This window comes from Cypionkella sp. (assembly GCF_030652235.1).
Taxonomy (GTDB): domain Bacteria; phylum Pseudomonadota; class Alphaproteobacteria; order Rhodobacterales; family Rhodobacteraceae; genus Cypionkella.
Map to the genome: position 1 here is coordinate 1 of NZ_JAUSBA010000001.1, position 22,208 is coordinate 22,208.

18 protein-coding genes, 1 tRNA gene and 3 pseudogenes are annotated in these 22,208 nt (G+C 62.2%); 9 read left to right on the top strand and 13 right to left on the bottom strand.

Translation table 11 applies throughout. The features are described from left to right. Positions 1–380: 380 nt before the first annotated feature. The 5 genes and pseudogenes from Q7V03_RS00005 to Q7V03_RS00030 form a co-directional block, all read right to left on the bottom strand. A pseudogene (locus Q7V03_RS00005) lies at positions 381–1,084 on the bottom strand (ABC transporter ATP-binding protein); the annotation flags it as partial. A gap of 443 nt (positions 1,085–1,527) precedes the next feature. Next, positions 1,528–1,731, bottom strand: coding sequence for a hypothetical protein (locus Q7V03_RS00015; RefSeq protein WP_304923570.1), 204 nt, complete (start codon positions 1,729–1,731; stop codon positions 1,528–1,530). After that, a complete protein-coding gene (locus Q7V03_RS00020) occupies positions 1,731–1,916 on the bottom strand; it encodes a hypothetical protein (protein WP_304923571.1) in 186 nt (61 codons plus the stop codon). Before Q7V03_RS00020 ends, Q7V03_RS00015 begins: the two co-directional genes overlap by 1 nt. Positions 1,917–1,941: 25 nt before the next feature. Continuing rightward, positions 1,942–2,346, bottom strand: a complete 405-nt coding sequence (locus Q7V03_RS00025; RefSeq protein WP_304923572.1) for a hypothetical protein — start codon at positions 2,344–2,346, stop codon at positions 1,942–1,944. Beyond that, complete coding sequence (locus Q7V03_RS00030; protein WP_304923573.1) at positions 2,309–2,500, bottom strand: DeoR family transcriptional regulator; 192 nt, start codon at positions 2,498–2,500, stop codon at positions 2,309–2,311. The genes Q7V03_RS00025 and Q7V03_RS00030 overlap by 38 nt, the downstream gene beginning before the upstream one ends. 127 nt (positions 2,501–2,627) lie before the next feature. On the opposite strand from Q7V03_RS00030, the gene Q7V03_RS00035 reads away from it, so the two are divergent. Beyond that, positions 2,628–3,893 (top strand): class II D-tagatose-bisphosphate aldolase, non-catalytic subunit, encoded by a 1,266-nt coding sequence (locus Q7V03_RS00035; RefSeq protein ID WP_304923574.1) that lies wholly within the window; start codon positions 2,628–2,630, stop codon positions 3,891–3,893. A gap of 51 nt (positions 3,894–3,944) precedes the next feature. Here the strand turns inward: Q7V03_RS00035 and Q7V03_RS00040 are convergent. From Q7V03_RS00040 to rpoN, 3 genes are all read right to left on the bottom strand, one after another. Continuing rightward, positions 3,945–4,021: transfer RNA gene (locus tag Q7V03_RS00040), tRNA-Met, on the bottom strand. 343 nt (positions 4,022–4,364) lie between these two features. After that, positions 4,365–6,389, bottom strand: a complete 2,025-nt coding sequence (locus Q7V03_RS00045) for a hydantoinase/oxoprolinase family protein (protein ID WP_304923575.1) — start codon at positions 6,387–6,389, stop codon at positions 4,365–4,367. 52 nt (positions 6,390–6,441) lie between these two features. Beyond that, complete coding sequence (rpoN, locus tag Q7V03_RS00050) at positions 6,442–7,773, bottom strand: RNA polymerase factor sigma-54 (protein WP_304923576.1); 1,332 nt, start codon at positions 7,771–7,773, stop codon at positions 6,442–6,444. A gap of 292 nt (positions 7,774–8,065) precedes the next feature. Here rpoN and selD point away from each other — a divergent pair, with 292 nt between their 5' ends. Next, positions 8,066–10,228 (top strand): selenide, water dikinase SelD, encoded by a 2,163-nt coding sequence (gene selD / locus Q7V03_RS00055; RefSeq protein WP_304923577.1) that lies wholly within the window; start codon positions 8,066–8,068, stop codon positions 10,226–10,228. A gap of 62 nt (positions 10,229–10,290) precedes the next feature. Here selD and mnmH read toward each other — a convergent pair whose 3' ends face one another. Beyond that, a complete protein-coding gene (mnmH, locus tag Q7V03_RS00060; RefSeq protein WP_304923578.1) occupies positions 10,291–11,340 on the bottom strand; it encodes a tRNA 2-selenouridine(34) synthase MnmH in 1,050 nt (349 codons plus the stop codon). A 92-nt stretch (positions 11,341–11,432) separates the two neighbouring features. Here mnmH and Q7V03_RS00065 point away from each other — a divergent pair. Continuing rightward, positions 11,433–12,035 (top strand): annotated as a pseudogene (locus Q7V03_RS00065) (DUF1287 domain-containing protein). Here Q7V03_RS00065 and pth read toward each other — a convergent pair. After that, positions 12,032–12,715: an aminoacyl-tRNA hydrolase gene (pth, locus tag Q7V03_RS00070; RefSeq protein ID WP_304923579.1), complete on the bottom strand. Its 684-nt coding sequence runs from the start codon at positions 12,713–12,715 to the stop codon at positions 12,032–12,034. The pseudogene Q7V03_RS00065 and the gene pth sit on opposite strands and share 4 nt — an antisense overlap. 254 nt (positions 12,716–12,969) lie before the next feature. On the opposite strand from pth, the gene Q7V03_RS00075 reads away from it, so the two are divergent. Further along, the gene (locus tag Q7V03_RS00075; protein WP_304923580.1) at positions 12,970–14,004 is read left to right on the top strand and encodes a glycosyltransferase family 2 protein; all 1,035 of its coding nucleotides are present in this window, start codon (positions 12,970–12,972) and stop codon (positions 14,002–14,004) included. Between the two features lie 247 nt (positions 14,005–14,251). Here the strand turns inward: Q7V03_RS00075 and Q7V03_RS00080 are convergent, their stop codons facing one another. Then, positions 14,252–14,848: a 50S ribosomal protein L25/general stress protein Ctc gene (locus Q7V03_RS00080; protein WP_304923581.1), complete on the bottom strand. Its 597-nt coding sequence runs from the start codon at positions 14,846–14,848 to the stop codon at positions 14,252–14,254. A gap of 212 nt (positions 14,849–15,060) precedes the next feature. Here Q7V03_RS00080 and Q7V03_RS00085 point away from each other — a divergent pair, with 212 nt between their 5' ends. Beyond that, the gene (locus Q7V03_RS00085) at positions 15,061–16,200 is read left to right on the top strand and encodes an MFS transporter (RefSeq protein ID WP_304923582.1); all 1,140 of its coding nucleotides are present in this window, start codon (positions 15,061–15,063) and stop codon (positions 16,198–16,200) included. A 23-nt stretch (positions 16,201–16,223) separates the two neighbouring features. On the opposite strand, the gene Q7V03_RS00090 is transcribed toward Q7V03_RS00085, so the two are convergent. Both Q7V03_RS00090 and trpA read right to left on the bottom strand, forming a co-directional pair. Next, positions 16,224–17,390, bottom strand: coding sequence for an alpha-hydroxy acid oxidase (locus Q7V03_RS00090; protein WP_304923583.1), 1,167 nt, complete (start codon positions 17,388–17,390; stop codon positions 16,224–16,226). 179 nt (positions 17,391–17,569) lie between these two features. Further along, positions 17,570–18,361 carry a tryptophan synthase subunit alpha gene (gene trpA, locus Q7V03_RS00095; RefSeq protein WP_304923584.1) on the bottom strand — a complete coding sequence of 264 codons (792 nt, stop codon included), beginning with the start codon at positions 18,359–18,361 and terminating at the stop codon, positions 17,570–17,572. Between the two features lie 255 nt (positions 18,362–18,616). On the opposite strand from trpA, the gene ychF reads away from it, so the two are divergent. The 4 genes and pseudogenes from ychF (at position 18,617) to Q7V03_RS00115 (ending at position 22,128) form a co-directional block, all read left to right on the top strand. Beyond that, complete coding sequence (gene ychF, locus Q7V03_RS00100; RefSeq protein ID WP_304923585.1) at positions 18,617–19,714, top strand: redox-regulated ATPase YchF; 1,098 nt, start codon at positions 18,617–18,619, stop codon at positions 19,712–19,714. A 233-nt stretch (positions 19,715–19,947) separates the two neighbouring features. Beyond that, a pseudogene (locus Q7V03_RS00105) lies at positions 19,948–20,166 on the top strand (radical SAM protein); the annotation flags it as partial. A gap of 235 nt (positions 20,167–20,401) precedes the next feature. Next, a complete protein-coding gene (locus Q7V03_RS00110) occupies positions 20,402–20,569 on the top strand; it encodes a DUF2256 domain-containing protein (RefSeq protein ID WP_304923586.1) in 168 nt (55 codons plus the stop codon). Then, positions 20,566–22,128: a cryptochrome/photolyase family protein gene (locus Q7V03_RS00115; protein ID WP_304923587.1), complete on the top strand. Its 1,563-nt coding sequence runs from the start codon at positions 20,566–20,568 to the stop codon at positions 22,126–22,128. The genes Q7V03_RS00110 and Q7V03_RS00115 overlap by 4 nt, the downstream gene beginning before the upstream one ends. Positions 22,129–22,208: the final 80 nt, after the last annotated feature.

Below are 22,208 nucleotides of genomic sequence, written 5' to 3' on the forward strand. Positions count from 1 at the left end.
ATCTTCAAGATCGACATAGCTGAACAGCGAGCCGCTCTTCTCATCCATCCCGCGCATTCCAACCCCCCGACATTGCCTTGCCCAGAGTGAATCACGTTCCTCAAACCGCGTCGAGGGACGACTATTTCAGCGGCCTGTTAACCCGGTCTGGCCTTAGCCCGGTTTTCAGCTCAAACGCAGCCTGGTCTTGGCATCGAACAGAGGCATAAGGCTGGGTTTTGGCATCAGCCCAATCTGATCGCCCCGCTTCAAGTTCGGTCGGTCCGTGAACACCGCGTGCAAGGCCAACGCGCCCGCCTTCATCGCCACAAACATCGCAGCGCCTGTGCTTTCAACGATACCCAGCTCCCCCGCAATCGCCCCGGTGCATCCGGGCTGGTCAGCTCCAGATGCTCGGGCCGGATGCCACACAGCACCGTGCCCGAGGCATGGCTTTGAATGGGCAACATCGGCCCACCCTCTGCCACAGCCTCCAGCAAATTCATCGCAGGTGATCCGATAAACTCCGCCACAAAACTGTTCGCTGGCCGGTCATAAAGCTCCAACGGTGGCCCCGCCTGCTCCTGCCTCCCGTCGCGCATCACCAAGATGCGGTCGGCCGTCGTCATCGCTTCCACCTGATCATGCGTCACAAAGATTGAGGTCGAGCCAAGACTTTCATGCAAGGCCCGGATTTCCGCCCGCATCTGCACCCGCAAGGCAGCGTCGAGGTTTGATAAAGGCTCGTCAAACAAAAACACCGCAGGCCGGCGCACGATCGCGCGGCCCATCGCCACCCGTTGCCGTTGGCCGCCGGAAGGCTGCTTTGGCGTGCGATCCAAATAGGGGCTGAGGCCGAAAATTTCGGCGGCTTTGTTGACTGCGGTCGAGATTTCCGCTTTGCTCTGCCCGCGCAGATGCAGCGAAAATCCATATTGTCGCGCACCGACATATGCGGATAAAGCGCGTAATTCTGGAACACCATCGCAATGTCGCACTACTTTGGCTCTACGTCGTTCACAACCCGCCCCGCGATGGAAACTGTACCCAAGCTGATTTCTTCCAGACCCGCGATCATCCGCAGCAGGGTGGATTTGCCGCAGCCAATGCCGCTCCACCCAACGGGGCAAAACCGGCGGCACGGGTGGGCCTAGAGCCGCCATCAACGTCGTCATCAGCGTGGCGTCCTGCATCACACCGCCGGCAAAGCTCCAGCGCTGCGGCGCATCCAATTTGGCAAGCCGCCCCGCCGTCCGCCCCGCCAGCGCCAGATGCCCGGCGGCCTCTTGCATCAAACCCACCGCCTCAATCACCCCCGCATTGGCCAACCGCGACACCAAAGCCGCCACCGAGGCCAGCCCCGCTCGCGTGTCCCGCCCATAGGTCCAGCCGAGCAAATCCTCTGCCGCCACCCCCATCTCGCGCAGCAAACCATGCGCAAAGCCCGATGGCGGCTTGCGGCCATCCAAGTGCTGGCTGTCCAACGCCAAGGCCCCATGAAACGCCGTTGCGACATCGTTCATCACCGCGGCTTGTGGGCCAAGCAGATCAGCCACCACCACCTGTCGTGCCGAAATCGCCGCAATCTCGCCATGACAGGGCAGCCCCAGAACCGCGCCAGACACCGGCCCGAGTCTGCTGCCAACAACCCCAAACGCGCCTCCCAACCCGCGCCAGCACCCGCCCCGCGCGGTTGATCACCACCGCCTCGGTCTTGCTGCCGCCGCTATCCAGCCCCAGAACACGGTCCATCACGCGACCTCCGCTACGGTTACTGTACAACCCAAACCCGCCAGTACACCCCGCCAGCCAACACCCAACCGCGCATCGGTCAACACGCGCATCCCCGCACCCAGATGCGCCACGCCATAGGTCAACTGCGGCCCGAACTTATCCGCATCCGCCACAATCACCGGAGCCTTGCTGCGCGTCAGCATCAGCGCATTGATCCGCGCCTCTTGATCATCGCGGCTGGAAATCTCCCCCTTGTCCGAGATGCCGCCCACCCCAGAAACAACTGGTCGAACCAAGCTTTTCCAGCGCCGACTCGGCCAACGGCCCCACCATCGAGGCGTTTTGCCGCCGCAAACTGTCGCCCAGCAAGGTCACGCCGATTTCCGCCACCGGCATCAACACCTGCGCCACCGGCAGGCAATTCGTGAACACCCGCAGTGGGATCGGGTTCAGCCGCAGCCGCCGCGCCAGTTGCAGCACTGTGGTTCCGGCATCCAGAAACACCGAGGTTTCCGGGCGCAGCATCTGATACACCGCTTCACCAATCGCGCGTTTGGCGGGCAGGTTGATCTGCGCGCGGCTCTCAAACGCCACCTCAGCGCCCGAAGTTTCGGCAATCTGCGCCCCCGCCATGGGTGCGCAAAATCTGCCCCTCGGCCTCCAAAGTTAACAAATCGCGCCGCACCCTCGGCTCTGACGCGCCCACCGCCGCCGCGATTGAGGCAATCGAGCTATAGCCCTTGGCGAAAAGGTGCTGCCGGATGGCGGTGGCGGGGTCAATCTTCATGGCAGTCCTGTTTTCTGTTATGCCGCTATACGAAGATCAAAAATAATCACTGTCATCACGATGCTGATCCTTTATGATTTTTATAGCGATACGACCAATGATTTTGATCAAAAAGGATCGACCCGCAATGTCCATCGCTGCCCTGCTTGCCCTCGCCCCCGCCCGGAAATCTGGCCAAGTGCTTGCGATTCCGTCGATTTGCTCGGCGCATCCGGTGGTGATCGCCACCAGCTTTGCACTGGGCCGGGCGCGCGGCACCCCGGTGCTGATTGAGGCGACCTGCAATCAGGTCAATCACGAGGGCGGCTATACCGGAATGACCCCCGCTGATTTTCGTTGTTTCGTTCTGGCAATCGCACAGGATGAGGGCTTTGATCCGGCAAACTTGATCCTTGGCGGCGATCATCTGGGCCCGAATCCTTGGACCGCGCTGCCCGCCGCTGACGCGATGGCGAAGGCCTGCGATATGGTCGCGGCCTATGCGCAGGCCGGGTTCGGCAAGATCCATCTCGACGCCAGCATGGCGTGCTTGGATGACCCCACTCCGCTGCCTGATGCCACCATCGCCAGCCGCAACGCCGAACTCGCTGCAGTCGCCGAAGCGCACAGCCCGACGCCCCCGGTCTATATCATCGGCACCGAAGTTCCCGTCCCCGGCGGCGCTTGGGAGGAGGTCGAAGGCCTAACCCCCACCCCGCCCGAAGCCGCGCTTGTCACCGCCACTCTGCAACACGAGGCCTTCAAAGCCGCAGGCATCGAAGCCGCTTTCGCCCGCGTGGTGGGGTTGGTGGTGCAGCCCGGGGTCGAGTTCGGCAATGAAAACGTCGTCGCCTACAACCGCCCCGCCGCCCGCGATTTGGTCGCTTGCCTGCCCAAATTGCCGATGCTGTTTGAAGCCCATTCAACCGATTACCAGACACCGCAGGCGCTGGCCGATCTGGTGCAAGACGGTTTCGGCATCCTGAAAGTCGGCCCCGGCCTGACCTTTGCGCTGCGTGAGGCGCTGTATGGCCTCGATCATATCGCCGATGTGCTGTTCCCCAACCACATACCTTTGCGCGGGACGATGGAGGCTTTGATGCTGCAAAAGCCACAGCATTGGGCGAAATATTACCACGGCACCGCGCTGCACCAACAGCTGCAACGCCACTACAGCTATTCCGACCGCATCCGCTATTACTGGACAGATCCGGTTGCCAGCACTGCCGTCGCCAAGCTCATGGCCTTGTTTGATGATGAAAGCATCCCCGAACCACTGATCTCGCAGCACCTTGGCGCGGCCTATTGCAATGTGATGACAGGCCAAACCGCAAAAACCGCCCCAGCCCTGCTGCGCGCGGCGGTGACGCGCGCGCTGACGCCGTATTTCGACGCCTGCTATGGGGCGGACTGATCCGCCTAAGCGGCCGCCACCAGCAAATTGAAATCTGATTTCTGGATTTGCTGGTGGCGAGAGAGAGACTTGAACTCTCGACCCCACGATTATGAGTCGTGTGCTCTAACCAACTGAGCTACCTCGCCACTGGCGTGGTGAGTAGTTTGGGGGGCGGGGGGCGTCAAGGGGTATTCTGGATGATTTGATGGTTTTAGGCCAGGGTTATGCCGAGCGGACAGAACGGCGCAGTCCGTCAATGCCTTTCCCCGCGGGGAATGACTTGTGTTCCGCCGCGCCATGGCTACCACATCTTGTGCAAAATCCGTAAAATCGACCACAATCGGCGCTGTAGAGCGATCAAACGTCTATCGCGGCCTCTAGTCGCTCCATGTGCGAACACCCACACCGCCCCCGGCTTGAGCCGGGGCCTCAGATTTTTACGCAGGCCATAAGTGGGCCTCGGTTTAGGGCCTGCGGACTGAGGGGCAGTTACAAGGTGGCCTCTTCCGGCACCGCATGCGCAACCCTTGGCCGACCTGAGGCGGTGACCGAAATCGTCGCCTCGACAAACATCGGCTGGCCTTCGACGGACGCGCTGCGCAGATCGCGTGCCGCCGTGATGCGCAAATCCTCGGCGCCTGCGTGTTTGGCGCGGCGGACGGCTTCAATGGTAAGGGCGGCTTCGGCGGCCTGCATTGCGGCTTCGGGATCGTTGAACGTCTGCAAGCCTTCTGGCAAATGGGCGGTAAAGCGGCCCACGCCGGGGCTGGTGACAATCGCTGTGGCGCGTTGGCTGACTTGGCCCACCACTGCGCCAATGGCATTGGCGACGCCCGCATGTTCCGGCAGGATCATCTCGCAGCCCAGCCGTTTGCCGACTGCCCCGTAGTAATAGGGGGCCGAAGCGCCCAAACCGATCACGGGGACACCAAGGCGCGCGGTAAACTCGATCACGCCACGATGGCGGTTCAATGCCGCGCGGGTCAGCGGGTGGCGAGCCAATGTTTCGGGGCTTTCGCCTTTGAAACCCGCGTCTTCGTCAAAGGCTGCTTCCAGCAGACATTCAACGGTCTGCGCAGTCAACTGATCGACAATACCCTGCGCCAAGGTCTTGGCATCGGTCGAAAACCGCTCACCCGAGCCAGTGCGTCTGCGCCCCAGCAACTCGACTGCTTTCGCCGCCGCCAACCCATCCCAAGCCTCGAGCCCGCCCAGAACGTGGCTCGCATCCGACGGCGTTACCCCGGCCATCATCACCAAGCCCCGCGCCACCAACCGCTCCAGCGCCGCGATTTCCAACCGCGTGGTCAGCACCTGCGCCATCGGCATCGGCTGCGTGATCCGCGCCAAAACTGTTATTTCGCGCGCAGAAAGCCCGCCGGTCTGCCCCGCCATCGGCACCACAAAGCGGCCATCCAGCTCGCCCGCTTTGTCCGAGGTCAAGGCCTTGTCCAATGCCGCATGCACCATCGCACCATGCTCGGACGCCAGCAGCGACACCGGGATCAGACGGCGCGGGCCCAGCCGCATGCCGCCCATCAGGCCCTCGGTGATCAAATGCACTTCCGAGTCGCCGCCCAAACCGCTGGTCCGCATCGCCACCGCTTCGACCATGGTGCGGAAACCGCCGACGCGCGCACCTTGCGGATCAATCTCGGGCAGGCCATCGCGCAGCAAGGCGACATCGGTCGTGGTGCCGCCAATATCCGACACCAAAGCGTCCTTCGCCCCGGTCAGCCAACGCGCGCCGACAATCGACGCCGCAGGGCCAGACAGGATCGTCTCAATCGGGCGTTCGCGCACCATCGCGGCTGAGATCAGCGCGCCATCGCCGCGCACCACCATCAAGGGCGCGGTGATGCCAATCGAAGCCAGATGCCGCTCGCAGGCTGCCACCAGCCGATCAATCATCCCGATCAGTCGCGCATTCAGCACCGCGGTCAGCGCCCGCTTCGGCCCGTTCAACTGCGCTGAGAGCTCATGCGAGCAGGTTACCGGGCAGCCCGTCACAGCCCGGATCAGATTACGAATGGCAATCTCATGCGCGGGGTTGCGGGTGGCAAAGCGTGCGGCGACAGCAAAGCCCATCACCTGCGGGCCAAGTTCGCGCAGCAGCACTTCCAAAGCGGCCAAATCCAGCGCGGCAACTTCGGTGCCCGCATGGCTATGTCCTCCCGCGATCTTCACCACCGGATCGCCCTTCAACGCCTCGATCAGACCGCCGCGTTCCAGATCGCCTTCGTCAAAGCCCACGAAGATCAGCGCGACGCGGCCACCCTGACCTTCCACCAAGGCATTGGTCGCCAAGGTGGTGGACAGCGACACCAAGGCCACATCTTTGGCGGCCACGCCGGATTGGGCCAAAGCCGCATCCACCGCGCGGCCAATGCCCAAGGCCAAATCGGCCCGCGTGGTCAGCGATTTCGCCTTGCCGATCACCAGATCGGCGGCCTCATCGACGATCACCGCATCGGTGTAGGTGCCACCGGTATCTACGCCCAGAAAATGCGCCATCTGACTTCCCGTTTGATTTCCGCCCAAGCGATAACGGGCGCGCGGGGCGAAGTCAGCCCTCTGCGCGACCTTTTCGGCCCATTCGCGGCAAAACGGGCTTGCGCTTGCGCCGCGACGCCACTGGAATCCCCTCGGCCTCGCGGTATTTTGCCACCGTGCGGCGCGCGATGGTCACCCCAGTATCAATCGCCAAAGCCATCGCCAAAGCCTCATCTGACAAGGGCCGCGCCGGGTTCTCTGCCGCCACCAATCGCGCCAGCCGCCCCCGCATCGCAGCGCCTGAGATCAGCGGTTGGCCGTTGCCGCCCAAAGCCGCGCTGAACATCTGCCGCAGCCACCATGTACCGCGCGGACTGTCCAGGCTCGCCCCCGACACCACCCGACTGATCGTACTTTCGTGAAAGCCCAACGCCTCGGCCAGATCGGCCATGCTCATCGGGGCCAGCCCAATCGGCCCCAGCCGGATCGCTTCTTGCTGACGCGCCAAAATCTCGCGCCCAACCAGCAGCAGCGTGGTGTTGCGCGCCGCCACCATGCGCTCCAACGCCTTCGCCTGCGTCAAGCCCTCTGCCGAGCCTGCCGCCGATTTCTCCACCCGCAGCGTCGGCAAAGCCGAACGGTTCAACGCAATGCTCCACCCGGTCGCCGTTGCCTTCACCACCAGATCAGGCTCACGCGATTGCGCAGCACTAATGCTGGCAAACTCTGCCCCCGGTTTTGGATTCATCGCGCGGATGATCCGAAACCGCTGCATCACCGCCGCTTCCGAGATGTGACAGGCCTTGGCCAACCGCGCCAGATCGCCTGAGGCGAGCAGATCCAGATGCGCCAGCACCGCCGCCATCTCGGCATCCAACGCACCCGCCTCAATCGCCTGCAGCCGTAAACATTCCGCCAAATTGCGCGCAAAAATCCCCGTAGGCTCGATCTTCTGCAAGCGTTGCAGCACTGCCGCGACTTCGGCCAGAGTCCGGCCCGTCTCCGCCGCAACGATGCTCAAGGCGGCACCAAGCCAGCCCGAAGGCTCCAAAACTTCGGCCAAAGCCATAGCAATGTCGTGGTCGCGTTTGCTCAGGTCTAGTCTTTCGATCTCGCGCAAGACATGCGCGATCAAACTCGGGCTGGTGTCTGCGGTTTCCGCCGCAAGCCCCAGACTGCCGCCGCCCGACCCCAACACCCCCGCCCAGCGCGGCAGCCAATCGTGTAAACCCGGCTGCGGCGGTGGCTCCAGCCGCAGATGCGGGTTTTCTGCTGCCTGCTCCTCCAGATAGCGGGTAAGCCCCGCCGCATCGGTGCGCAAAATCGCAATCGAGGCTTGCAGGCTGGTGTTCAGCTCAAGCCGTTGAGTCTGGGTCAGGCCAAGGCGCTGCTGGGGTGATCTCATACCACAAGGCTAGCCTTCAGCGCCGCGCCGCGCAACCGCCAGCAGAAGCGCCGCTCTCCCTCACCCCATTGGCCCCCTCTCGCGCTTGCCAGCGTTTTCCATCAATGCCCCGCCCACCCTCGCGAATTTCATCTTGGCTCAAATACTCCCGCCGGAGGCTCCCCAAAGCCAAAGCTTCAAACCGCAGTCGAGATAAAGCAGCGCGCAGCAGGCCCCGCAACATCCTCCCTCCACAAAGCATGGCCTTCCCACCGCCAAACCGTTACCAAAGCCCCAAACAACCGAGAGCCCGATGCAACCCGATTTCCCCATCGTCAAAGATCTGGTGCTGATCGGCGGCGGTCATGCCCATGCGCTTGTGGCGCGAATGTGGGCGATGAATCCGCTGCCCGGTGTGCGGCTGACCCTGGTCAACCCCGACCCTGCCGCGCCCTATACCGGGATGCTGCCCGGTCTGATCGCGGGCCATTATGCCCGAGATGAGATTATGATTGACCTCGTCCGCCTCGCCCGATTTGCGGGTGCCCGCCTGATCCTTGACCGCGTGACGCGGATTGACCGCGAAACCCGCCGCCTGCATCTCGCCCATCGTCCCCCGATCTTCTATGACCTGTGCAGCATTGACATCGGCATCACCTCTGATCTGCCAGACATCCCCGGCTTCACCGAGTTCGCCCATGCGGCCAAACCCTTGGGTGATTTTGCGACCCAGTGGGCAGAGTTTGTCGCCCGCGCCCTGCCTGCCCCGCAGATCACCGTGATCGGTGCAGGTGTTGGCGGTGTAGAACTTGCCCTTGCCGCCAAACACCGCCTGCCAGCCGCGCGCGTCACCCTGCTGGAACAAGGCCCAACGGCCCTTCCCGCCATCGGCAGCGGGGCCCGCAACGCCCTGCTCGCCCACCTCGCCCGCGCCAAAATCACCCTGATCACCAACGCCAAGCCCGCCGAAATTCAAGCAACCGCCGTCACCCTCAGCAACGGCACCCGCCTACCATCCGATTTCACCCTCGCCGTCGCAGGCAGCCGCCCGCACGCATGGCAGGGCCAAGCCGACCTGACCCTGCACAATGGCTTCCTCACCGTATCCGACACCCTGCAAACCTCTGACCCCGCGATCTTTGCCGCCGGAGACTGCGCCCACCTGCCCTTCGCCCCGCGCCCGAAAGCCGGAGTCTACGCCGTCCGGGCCGCGCCGATCCTGCTGCACAACCTGCGCGCCAGCCTGCTCAATCAACCGCTGAAGCCCTTCAAACCGCAGCGCGATTATCTCAAACTGATCTCGACCGGAGCCAGAGGTGCCGTCGCCGACAAATGGAGTCTGCCGCTGGACGGCGCATGGCTGTGGCACTGGAAAGACCGCATCGACCGCAAATTCATGGCGAAATTTGCCAGCTATCCCGCGATGCCGCGCCCGACGCCAAACCCCGCCATCCCCGGCCTGCTGGATGCTATTGGTGACAAACCGATGTGCGGCGGCTGCGGCGCGAAACTTGGGGCATCAGACCTTGCCACCGCGCTCGCCACCCTGCCGAAGCCGCAACGCCCCGAGGTCATCTCCGGCCCCGGCGACGACGCCGCCATCCTGACCGTGCCCGGCGGCGTGCAAGTCATCACCACTGACCATCTGCGCGCCTTCACAAACGATGCCCGCCTGATGGCCCGCATCGCCGCGATTCACGCGCTTGGGGATGTCTGGGCAATGGGGGCCAACCCGCAAATAGCCCTCGCCCAAATCACCCTGCCGCGCCTATCGCCGGAAAAATCCGCCGAGATGTTGGCCGAGATCATGACCGAGGCGGCGGAAGTCTTCCGTCAGGCCGGGGCCGATATCGTCGGCGGCCACACCTCGATGGGCGCCGAACTCACCATCGGCTTCACCGTGACCGGCCTTGCCACCCGCGCCATCAGCAAGGGCGGCGCAAAGCTCGGTGACAAACTGATCCTGACCAAACCCATCGGCTCCGGCACCATCATGGCGGCAGAGATGGCGATGGCCGAACTTCCAGGCCTGATCCTCGGCGAAGCCGTCGCCCGCGCTCTACACCAGATGAGCCAACCCAACGGCCCCGCCGCAGCACATCTTGCCCCCTACGCCCATGCGATGACCGACGTGACAGGCTTCGGCCTCGCAGGCCACCTCTTGGAAATTCTGGATGCGTCCGACACCGCCGCCACCCTGCACAGCGCAGCCATCCCAACCCTGCCCGGCGCGCTTGCCCTAGCCGCAGTTGGCCAAACCTCCAGCCTCGCTCCCGCGAACCGCGCCGCCACTTTAGGCCGCATCTCAGGCACAGATTCCCCGCTGAAAGCCCTGCTCTATGATCCGCAAACCGCCGGAGGCCTGCTTGCCGCCGTCCCCGCCGATATCGCGGAAACTCTGCTGAAATACATCCCAGGTGCCGCCCTCATCGGCGAAATCACCGCAGGCCCGCCCAGAATAACTCTTGCTGACTAACCTTGCGCCGAGCGGTTTCATCGTGGCAACAAGGCGCCCCGCGAAGCGCTCCGCCAACTCGGCTAAATCGCCGCCCGCACAGCCTCTGCCACCTGATCCGCCAGCCGCGTCAAATCATCTGGCCCCAAACCAGCCGCCTCAATCTCGACAAACCGCGCCTCTTGCCGCGCGCGGTGCTTGTCATAGCGCGGGTCATAGTGATGCTGCATCAACCCCGCCGCCAGATCGACAAATGCACCTGCCCCCGCCATCGCCTGCCATGTTTCAATCCGCTCGGCGGCGTGCAAGGGGCGCAAGCGTTCGATCACCCGCACCAGTCGCGCGCCGTCCGCCACCATGTCGCCGTAAGCCTGCACCAGATACGCGGCCCGCGCCGCCACCCCCGTGGCTATCGCCACCCGTGGCGCTGCTGTCATCGCCTTCCAGATCCCTGATGGCAGGCGACACTCGCCGACCTTGGCGCTTTCCGCCTCAATCACCACAGGACGCGTCGGGTCCAACCGCGAAATCGCCATTGCCAAAGCGCAGTCAAACGCCTTTTGCGACGGCTGCCCCCCGCGATGCCCGAACACCGAGCCGCGATGGTTGGCCAGCCCCTCAAGATCCAACACCTGTACACCCCGCGCGGGCAGCATATTCAGCACTTCGGTCTTGGCCGATCCGGTATTGCCATCCAGCACCACCACCGGACAAGGAAATGGCGCATCATACAAAGCCTTGACCACCAGCGCGCGCCACGCCTTGTAGCCGCCCGCAATCGTCTCGACCCGCCAGCCCACCTGGCCCAAGATCAGCGCAAAAGACCCCGAGCGTTGCCCGCCCCGCCAGCAATACACCAGCGGTCGCCAGCCCCCCGGCTTATCCGCCAATGGCCCCTGCAAATGCTGGGCGACATTCTGCGCCACCAGTGCCGCGCCGACCTTACGCGCTGTGAACGGGGTGACCTGCTTGTAAATCGTGCCCACGCGCGCCCGCTCGGCATCATCCAGCACGGGCAAAGAAATCGCGCCGGGCAGATGGTCCTCGGCATATTCGGCAGGGGCGCGGGCGTCGATGATGTCATCAAAGCCATGCGCTGCAAGGTCGGACAATGAGGTCAGGGTAATCGCCATGCCCCTGCATAGCCGATCTCCAGCTTGGCGGAAAGATGCCGGAGCGTTAACGCCCCCTGACGGGTTCCACAAAGCTTTGGCTAAATCCTGCCATGCGTGTCCGGTTGCTCTGCCTCATCCTCGCCCTGCCCGCCGCCGCCCAAGAGGTCCCGGCTGTGGTCACCGCTGAGCTGGTAAGTGCCGCCCGCGCACAAGTCGGGGTCACCACGATCTACGACCCCGGCTATCAAAGCCTGGATTTCCCCGGTGGCGATGTCGACCCCACCCACGGTGTGTGCGCCGATGTCATCATCCGCGCCCTGCGCACAGCGTGGGATATTGATCTGCGACTGGCCGTCAACCGCGAAATGAAGGCGGATGTCTCGGCCTATCCGCAGCAATAGGGACTGAAATCCACCGACCGCAACGTCGATCACCGCCGCGTGCCCAACCTGTAAATCCTGTTGACCCGGATCGGCGCAGCCCTGCCAACCTCCGCCAACCCGGGCGATGTGGTGACATGGCTGCTGCCCGGCAACCTGCCACATATCTGCCCGATCTCGGATAGACGCTGCGCCGACGGCAGCCGCCCGCAAGTGCTGCACAACATTGGTGCTGGCGCGCAGGAGGAGGATCGTCTGTTTGACTTCTTGGTAACCGGCCATTTCCGCCTTGGTTCCGATGCTGTGGCAGACCTGATCAAACTTCGGCGCTAGCGGAAGAAGTCCTTCAACCTCGCAAGCGGGCTGGTCTCGACCGGAGCTTCCGCTTTGACAGCCGCAATCGGAACAGGTTTGACAGGTTTCTCAACACTCCCTGACGATCTTGGCGGGGAGACCCGCAGGGCCACCGCGTTCATGAACCGCTGGCCGTCGCCTTCAGCCAGCGATTGCGCGCCGTCGGAGATGCCGCGCAATAGATCATCCAGCCAGTCTTGATCGGCCTTGGCGAAATCATGCAGGACATAGGCCGCCACCGCGTCTTTGTGGCCGGGGTGGCCGATGCCGAGGCGAACCCGGCCATAAGCTTCGCCGAGATGGGCATGGATCGAGCGCAATCCGTTGTGACCCGCGTGGCCGCCGCCTTGTTTGATGCGGCACTTGCCGGGGGCGAGGTCTAGCTCGTCGTGGAACACGGTGATGTCGGCAAGGTCGATCTTGAAGAAATCCACCGCCGCGCGGACGGATTGACCCGACAGGTTCATGAAGGTTTCGGGCTTTAGCAGCACCACCTTTTCCGACCCGAGCCGCCCCTCCGACACCTGCCCCTGGTAGCCGCGCCGCCACGGGGAAAACCCGTGATCTTCGGCGATCCGGTCCAGCGCCATGAAGCCGATATTGTGGCGGTTGCCAGCGTATTTTGCGCCGGGATTGCCGAGGCCTACAAAGAGTTTCATCGCGCCCCACCGAACTGCCGCTTACCCGCTATAAATGCCCCGGCGGGGGCTGGGATGCAAGCCGGGGCGACGGGTCCCAACTCGGGACCTTTTTTAGGTATTATATATCAATAGCATAGCCTATGGGTTTTAAGGAAATCTTAACCTTTCACCGCATCTGCCCTCTCGTCCCGCGCTTGACTTGACCCACGCCGCACGCCAGCTTAGCAAACAAGGTCAGCCCGAATGGCCCAAGCAAGAAAGACACAGCAGGCGTGCGGATCACGGTTTTAGCCTCGATGCGAAACGAAGGGCCATTCATCGTCGAATGGCTGTGCTGGTATCGGATGCTGGGCTTTACCGATGCGGTGGTGGTCACCAACTCTTGCACCGACCATTCGCCGCAGTTGCTGGACGCACTGCAAGCGGCAGGGCTGGTGCATCACATCCGGCATGATCTGGAACCCGGCCAGCGCATCACCCGCGCCAAGCTGAAGGCTGCGGCCAGCCACAAGGCGGTGCGGCGCTGCAACTGGCTGATGATCTGCGATGTTGATGAGTTTCTGGTGATCCATCGCGGCGAAGGGCTGATCGGCGATCTAATTGATCTGAGCACAGACGCGCCCGCCTATCTGGGCATGTCGATCAACTGGCGGGTGTTTGGCACCTCGGGGCGAAAAAGTTTTGAGGACCGCCCGGTGCATCGCCAGTTCACCTATGCGCATGAGGTCGGTCATCGCTCGTCACGGTTTGTGAAGTCGATCTTCCGGCTGGTGAAGTTCTTCAGCCATTTGGGCGAGCACAGCCCGCGTGGCTTTGACTATGAGCGCGCGGCGCAAAAGCGCGGCAACCCGGGCGGCATTTGGGTGAACACTTTGGGCCAAAAGCTGCCGCACTGGGCGCCGCTGGACAGCCATCTGACGCTGATGCCCGAGGCGCTGGTCAGCCATGAGGTGGCACAAATCAACCATTACATGCTGCGCTCGGTTGAAACCTATCGGCTGAAACGCGGCACAAAATCCCCCGTGGGACTCAGCAATCGCTACCGCGCGCAGTACTTCCGCACCGCAGATGCGGGGTGCGCGGTGGACATTTCCGCCTTCCGCTATTCCGCCCGGTTTGACGCTTTGTATGAACAGGTGATGGTGCTGCCCGATGTGGCGCGGTTGCACGCTTTGTGCTGCGCCGATCATGTGAAGGCGATTGCTGAAAAGGCGGGCAAAAAGGCCGAGGATGACCCGAGGTACGCAAGGTTTGTGGCGCAGGCAGAGGACTTGGCGGCGGAGATACCTTCAGCAGAGCAGGACTAACCCCGACCCGAAAGAAAACGCTGCGGGGCAGAGTTTTCCGGGGCGTCGCTCATCAGGCCGAAGGCCGCTTAAGCAAGGGGGTTCATGCCGCAAACCGTCATTTGATAATCTGGCAAGATAACAGGCACCGCCCAAGTTGAACCGGGCCACGATTTATGACTTCATAATCGGTGGCATTTCAGCGCGCGGCCAAAAGCAAAGGCGCAGAGGTTTCCCCCTGCGCCCCGAACCTTAAACCCTGAAAGGCTTATTCAGCTTCAGCGACTTCGACGTAGCCCGCCGGAGCCGACACATTGGCGATCACGAAGTTACGGTCGATGCTGGCTTTGGTGCCTGCTGGCAGAACCACGTCATTGATGTGGATCACATCGCCCATGTTTTTGCCGGTCAGATCAACGGTGATGTGATCCGGGATATCGCCTGCCAGAACGTTCAACTCGACATCGTTGCGCACGATGGTCAAGGTGCCGCCCTTTTTCAGACCGGGCGAGGCTTCATGGTTGATGAAGGTCACGTGAATGAACAGGTTGATGCGGTTTTCGTCGTGCAGGCGCATCAGGTCGATATGCGTCGGCAGGTCTTTGACCACGTCACGCTGCACAGCGCGGCAGATCACATGCACGTCCGCGTGGCCTTCAACCTTCAGGTTGAACAGCGACGACAGGAAACGGCCAGCTTTCAGGCGCTTCAGCAGGGCGTTGTAGTTGATTTTGATTGCCAAGGGGGCAACGTTATCGCCGTAGACGATACCGGGAACGAAGCCATCACGACGTGATTGACGGGCGGCCCCCTTGCCTGTCCCCGTGCGTGCTTCGGCGTGAAGATCAAGGATCTCGCGTGCCATAGTGTTTCTCCATATATATATCCGCCAACGTTCAAGGGTGCATGGCGCGATCGCGGGCCTATAGCGGGGAATCACCCGGAAGGGAAGCTGGTTTTTCCGCAAGCGCGGGCGGTGCTGCGCCATGCTGGCGGCTGTGGCGTGTTCGGTGTCGTGGCTGGGATAGTCTTTCCGCGCCCCACGCGCTATCCCCCCTGAGCCTGCAGGAGAATGTTATGACCGCCCCCACCACCCTTCGCGTCGCCCGCCCCGCCATGGCGGCTTTTGCCGCGATGGGCGTGCTGTGGGGCTCATTTGCCGCCGATCTGCCGGATATCAAGACCATGCTGGATATTGACGAGTCCCACTTGGGGGCTTTGATGTTCATGACGCCAATCGCGGCGGTCTGCGCCATGCTGGTGGCGCCGCGTCTGGGCGTGGCGTTTGGGCGGCGCGCGATGCTGATCTCGTGCCTTTTGATGTGCGTCGCCTTCACCTTGCCGGGGCAGTCCAGCCATTTGCTGCTGTTTCCGCTGGCAATGATGGCTTGTGGCGCGGGCACGGGCCTGACCGATGTGCTGATGAACGCGCGGGTGGCGACGATTGAAACGCAAAGCGGGCGACCGCTGATGAACCTGTGTCATGCGGCCTATAGTTTTGGCTATGCCGGGGGGGCGATTGCCACCGGGGTTTTGCGCAGCGCGGGGTGGTCGCCCGCTTGGGTGTTGTGCAGCATGGCTTTGTTGGCCGGGGTGATTGCGCTGGCGAGTTATGAGGTGGATGGCCGGATTGAGGGCCTCGCCCGCCCGAAAGGCAAGGCGGCGGCGCATCTGGGTCTGGTGCCGGTGATCGGCGGCGCGATGGTGCTGATCGCGTTTCTGACCGAGAATGCCGCCGAGAATTGGTCGGCTTTGCATATCGAGAAGAACCTTGGCGGCAGCCCGTCTGATGGCGCGATGGGGCCTGCGGTGATGGCGATCACCATGGGGGTGGCGCGGCTGTTTGGGCAGGGATTGGCGACACGCATTCCCGCGATCTGGCTGTTGACGGGGGGGGCTGTGATCTCGGCGGTGGGGGCTTTGTGGGCGGCTTTGGCTGTGACGCCCACGATGGCCTACGGCGGGTTCATCGTGATGGGGATCGGATCATCGGTCATTGCGCCGACGGTATTCTCGCTGGTCGGCCAACTTGCCGACCCGACTGCGCGCGCCCGCGCGGTGGCGCGGGCGACGCTGATCGGCTATTTCGGCTATTTCTTTGGCCCCCCCGCGATTGGCTTTATTGCCGGGCATTTCGGGCTGCGCTTTGCTTTTGTTTGTGCTGCGGTGATGCTGGCAGGCATTCCGGTGCTGGCGCGGGTGTTGTTGCGGCGGTAGCGCGTGAGGCGCTGATGCGCAGCCTACGCCCAGTCGCCTTCAAAATCCTTTGGCACCAGAACATGTTCGCGGCTGATGTCGCTGGCTTTTTGCACACCACACAAAGCCATTGAGACATCGAGTTCCTTCTGGATCACTTCCAGCGCCTTGGTCACTCCGGCCTGCCCCATCGCGCCCAAACCGTAGATGAAACTGCGGCCGATGAAGGTGGATTTCGCGCCCAAAGCGAGGGCTTTCAGCACATCTTGGCCCGAGCGAATGCCTGAATCCATATACACTTCGGTTTGCTCGCCAACGGCTTTGACAATCGACGGCAGTGCCCGGATTGACGACAATGCGCCATCCAACTGCCGCCCGCCGTGGTTTGAGACGATCATCGCATCGGCACCGACCTCCGCCGCCATGCGGGCGTCGTCGGCGTCGAGGATGCCCTTCAGGATCAGCTTGCCGCCCCACTGGTCGCGGATGCGGCGGACCTTGCCCCAGTCAAGCATCGGGTCGAACTGCTCATTCGCCCATTTGGTCAGGTCGGCCAAATCGGTCACGCCCTTCACATGACCGACGATATTGCGAAAGGTGCGGCGGGGCGTGCGCGCCATGCCCAGCGACCAAGCCGGTTTTGTGGCCATATTGATTATGTTCGGGATGGTCAGGCGCGGCGGGCTGGTCAGGCCATTCTTCAAATCTTTGTGGCGCTGGCCCATGATCTGCAGATCAAGCGTCAGCACAAGGGCCGAACATTTCGCGGCGCGGGCACGCTCGATGATGGCATCGACGAAATCCTCGTCTTTCATCACATACAACTGGAACCAGAACGGCGTCGGGCTGTGCGCGGCCACGTCTTCAATCGAGCAGATCGACATGGTGGACAGCGTGAACGGCACGCCAAAAGCGGCGGCGGCGCGGGCGGCTTTGATTTCGCCATCCGGCCATTGCATCCCTGTGGAGCCTACAGGTGATAGCGCGACGGGCATGGTGACGGGCGCGCCGAGCATGGAAACTTCGGTGCTACGCCCGGTCAGATCGCGCGCAACCCGTTGACGCAGACGAATCTTAGCAAAGTCCGTGGTGTTTTCTTTGAAGGTCTGCTCGGTATAAGACCCGCTTTCGCAGTAATCGTAGAACATCTTCGGCGTGCGCTTTTTGTAAAGTTGCTTCAGATCGTCGATGCAGGTGATCACCGGGGGCATGGGCGGGCCTTTTCGTTGAAATTGGTCATGGATCGTTACCAATTTCAACGGTTTGGCGCAATGGGGTTCGCGGCTGCACGCCGAAGCGTTTTGGGCCAGCCGCCGGGGGTTTCACGCCCCCGCCCCCCTGTGGGATGTTTGAGCAGAGAGGATGACAATTTTAGACAAGTTTTAGCGGTTCAGGCCGAATGCGCGCCTGCTGCGAGAGTGGCCACGAAGGCCAGCACATCCGCCAAGGGTTTGCCGGTGCTGATTTCCTTGACGATGGCAGATCCGACCACGCAGCCATCCGCCACCGCTGCAATAGCTTTCGAGGCTTCGGGTGTATTAATGCCAAAGCCAACGATCACTGGCAGATCGGTCGAGCGCTTGATGCGGGCAACTTCCGGGCCGACATCGCCCGCCTGCGCCGCAGCCGCCCCGGTGATGCCGGTGACGGACACATAGTAAACGAAGCCAGAGGTGTTTTGCAGCACCTTCGGCAGACGTTTGGCGTCGGTGGTGGGGGTCGCCAAGCGGATGAAATTGAGGCCAGCGGCTTGGGCAGGCAGACACAGTTCCGAGTCTTCCTCGGGAGGCAGATCGACGATGATCAACCCGTCGATACCTGCCTGCGTGGCTTGGGTCAGGAACAAATCCACTCCGCGGGAATAGATCGGATTGTAGTAGCCCATCAGCACGATGGGGGTGGTGTTGTCACCGCTGCGGAAGTCGCGCACCATTTGCAGAGTTTTATCCAGCGTCATGCCCGCTTCCAAGGCGCGCTGGCCTGCAAGCTGGATCGTCGGGCCATCCGCCATCGGGTCGGTGAACGGAAGGCCCAGCTCGATGATATCAACTCCGGCGGCAGGCAGCCCCTGCATCACCGCCAAAGAGCGTGCCACATCCGGGTCGCCCGCCATTATATAGGCAACGAAGGCCTTTTTCTGCTGCGAGTTCAGCCGCGCGAACGTGTCATCTATTCTGCTCATATTCCGGCCCATCCCTGCAAATCTGTCTAGCGGTTTGCACGGGAAGCCGCAGAAAATCAATGCCCCTTCCGCCCAGCTAAAGCCGCTCGCGCAATTTCATCTTAGTGAAAATACGCCCGCCGGAGGCTGCAGCAGCCCAAGCCCGCGCAGGTTTCCCACGCGAAAGCCTTGACCGCACCGCCTGTCCTGCCTATGCCGCAAGCGGTCTGGACATCAGGCGGTCTTGGCAATCGGCCAGCAAAAGGGGTGTGCGCGATGGGTTTCAAAATGGGTATCGTTGGTCTGCCGAATGTCGGCAAATCCACCCTGTTCAATGCGCTGACCCGGACGGCAGCGGCGCAGGCGGCGAATTTCCCGTTCTGCACGATTGAGCCGAACGTCGGCGAAGTCGCCGTCCCCGATGCGCGGCTGGATAAGCTGGCGGCGATTGCGGGCTCCAAGCAGATCATCCCGACGCGGATGACGTTTGTGGATATCGCGGGCCTTGTGCGGGGTGCCTCGAAGGGCGAAGGCTTGGGCAACCAATTTCTTGCCAATATCCGGGAATGTGATGCGGTCGCCCATGTGCTGCGCTGCTTTGAAGACGGCGACATCACCCATGTCGAGGGCAAGATTGATCCGGTGGCGGACGCGGAAACCATCGAGACCGAGTTGATGATCGCCGATATGGAGAGCATCGAGCGCCGCCTGACCGGACTTGCCAAAAAGCTGCGCGGCGGCGATCAGGACACGTTGGACCAAGACCGCCTGCTGCGCGCAGCTTTGAAATTGCTGGAGGCGGGGCATCCTGCGCGCAACCTCAAGATTGCCGAGGAAGATCAGCGCCAGTGGCGTCTGTTGCAACTGCTGACCTCGAAACCCGTTTTGTATGTCTGCAATGTCGAGGAAGCCTGTGCTGCAGATGGCAACAGCCAGTCCGCGCGCGTGGCGGAAATGGCAGCGCAACAGGGGGCGGGTTCGGTGGTGATCTCGGCCAAGATTGAAGAAGAAATCAGCCAGTTGGCCGATGACGAAGCCACGATGTTCCTCGAAGAAATGGGCCTGCACGAAGCGGGCTTGGACCGTTTGATCCGCGCGGGCTATCAACTGCTGGGCCTGTCGACCTATTTCACCGTTGGCCCGAAAGAAGCCCGCGCTTGGACGATCCACAAGGGGATGCTTGCACCGCAAGCGGCCGGGGTGATCCACGGCGATTTCGAGAAGGGCTTCATCCGAGCCGAAACCGTGGCCTTTGACGATTATATCGCAGGCAAAGGCGAGTCTGGGGCGAAAGAGGCCGGCAAGTTCCGGGTGGAAGGCAAGACTTACGAGGTCAAAGACGGCGACGTCTTGCATTTCTTGTTTAATGGCTGAGACCCAACCCCGGCCCTTGCCGGGGGCACATCGCTTCAATGGAGCGTTGTGAGGTTTGAACGGCTTTGATGATGTGGCAAAGCGCGAGGGCCGAAAGTTTTCTGGCGACAGTTTGAAAACGACGACGGCATCATTGCCTGCGAAGGCTAAGGCAAGGACAGTTCGCATCGCATCGTCGGGCGACCCATTTTCATGGGAGAAAACCTGCCAGTAGTTTGCGCAGTCACGAATATATGCAGAACAAGCTTACAATCCTGTCGGATGCGGCGCAACACGACGCTTCCTGCGCATCGTGTGGAGGAAAAAAGCGGGATCGCCCCAAAGGCGGCATTGGGTCGTCAGGCGGCAGCGGCATTTGCCACGCGGATACGCCAGACGGGCGCTGCCTCTCGTTGCTGAAAATCCTGATGACCAATTTCAGTATCTTTGACTGCAACTGTGGGATCAACAGAGCACCCCTTATCCCCGGCGTGGGCGGCGTGGATAAGGGCTGTATCACGGCCCGGTTCTGCTGTGGTGGCATCCGGCGTGCATTCTGCGTCTGACCGATCTGGCCCATCAGACCCGCACGCAGGATGAATTGACGCAGGATCCGCGCGCTGCCCTTGCCATGGCACTGGGCCGGGTGGCGATCGGTAAAAATCGCTCCATATCTCAGTGATCTTCATTCCGCCGCAGGATCGCCCGATGCCCAAGATGCGCAAGAAATCCGACCTTCCGACCAAGATTTGCACGATCTGCGGCCTTTCCTTTACTTGGCGCAAGAAGTGGGAACGCGATTGGGATCATGTGACCCACTGCTCTGACCGCTGCCGCAACGCTGGCAAACCCGGCCGCCAAAAGGCCAGCACATGACCCGGCACCTGCGGTTCATCCTTGGCGACCAGTTGACGCGCGACCTGTCGGCGTTGCGCGACATTGACCCTGCGCAGGATATCGTCCTGATGGTCGAGGCTGCGGCAGAGGCGCGCAACGTGCCGCATCATAAGCAAAAAATTGCCTTCGTGCTGTCTGCCATGCGCCATTTCGCCGAAAGCCTGCGGGCCGAGGGTTTGACCGTTGATTATGTCCGGATGGACGATCCCGACAACCAACAGGACCTTGGCCGCGAACTCGCCCGTGCCGTGCTGCGCCATCGCCCCGCGTCCATCGTGGCAACCGAACCGAGTGAGTGGCGCGTGTGGCAGATGATGCAGGGCTGGGATGCGGGCGCACCCTTGGATATCCGCAAGGATGACCGATTCTTCTGCTCACGCGCCGATTTCGCAGCCCTTGCCAAAGCGCGCAAGACGGGCCGGATGGAGTTCTTCTACCGCGAGATGCGCCGACGCACCGGTCTTTTGATGCGGGCTGACGGGCCAGAGGGCGGGCAATGGAACTTTGACACCGAAAACCGCAAAGCCCTGCCACGTGGCCTGCGCCCGCCGCCACGCCGCCGATTCACCCCCGACGCCATCACCCGCGATGTGCTGACTTTGGTGGCGGCCCGCTTTGGCACTCACTTTGGCGATCTGGAACCCTTTGGCTGGGCCGTGACCCGTGACGATGCCTTGCAGGCGCTGGATCATTTCATCACCGACTGCCTGCCAACCTTTGGTGACTATCAGGACGCGATGAAGGCGGGCGAGGATTTTCTGTATCATAGCCTGATCTCGCCCTACCTGAATGTCGGCCTTTTGACCGCGCGTGAGGTCTGCGCCCGGGCCGAAACGGCCTATCAGTCCGGCGACGCGCCGATTAACGCCGTTGAGGGGTTCATCCGCCAGATCCTGGGCTGGCGCGAATTCGTGCGCGGCATCTACTGGACGGAAATGCCCGACTACGCGCTGTCCAACCACCTGAACGCCACCCGCGACCTGCCCGTGTTGTATTGGACCGGCGACACACCGATGCGCTGCATGGCTGAATGTATCGGCACCACGCGCCGCCACGCCTATGCTCACCACATCCAGCGCCTGATGGTCACGGGTAATTTCGCGCTGCTGGCCGGTGTGGCCCCGGCGCAGATCGAGGAGTGGTATCTGGCCGTCTATGCCGATGCGTTCGAATGGGTGGAATTGCCCAATGTGCACGGCATGGTGATGCATGCCGATGGCGGGCGTCTGGGGTCGAAACCCTACGCGGCCTCAGGCGCCTATATCGACCGAATGTCGGATTACTGCAAAAGCTGCGCCTATGATCCAAAGGTCAAGCTGGGGCCAAAAGCCTGTCCGTTCAACTATCTGTATTGGAATTTTCTGATCGAAAACGCCGCCACCCTGCGGCCCAATCCCCGCATGTCGCTGCCTTATGTGACTCTGTCAAAAATGCCCGTCGAACAGCGGGCCGAAATCACCCGCTCTGCCGCACAGTTTTTGTCGGGGCTTGAGCCAGCCAAGGCATCGGCACAGCCGCAGTTGGACTTGCCGTGGTGATGGGTCCAAAATTGGCCGCTTCGGAGCCAAAAGCCACGACATCTCGGCTGTTTCAAATGGGCAGGCTGGTCGCCGGTGTC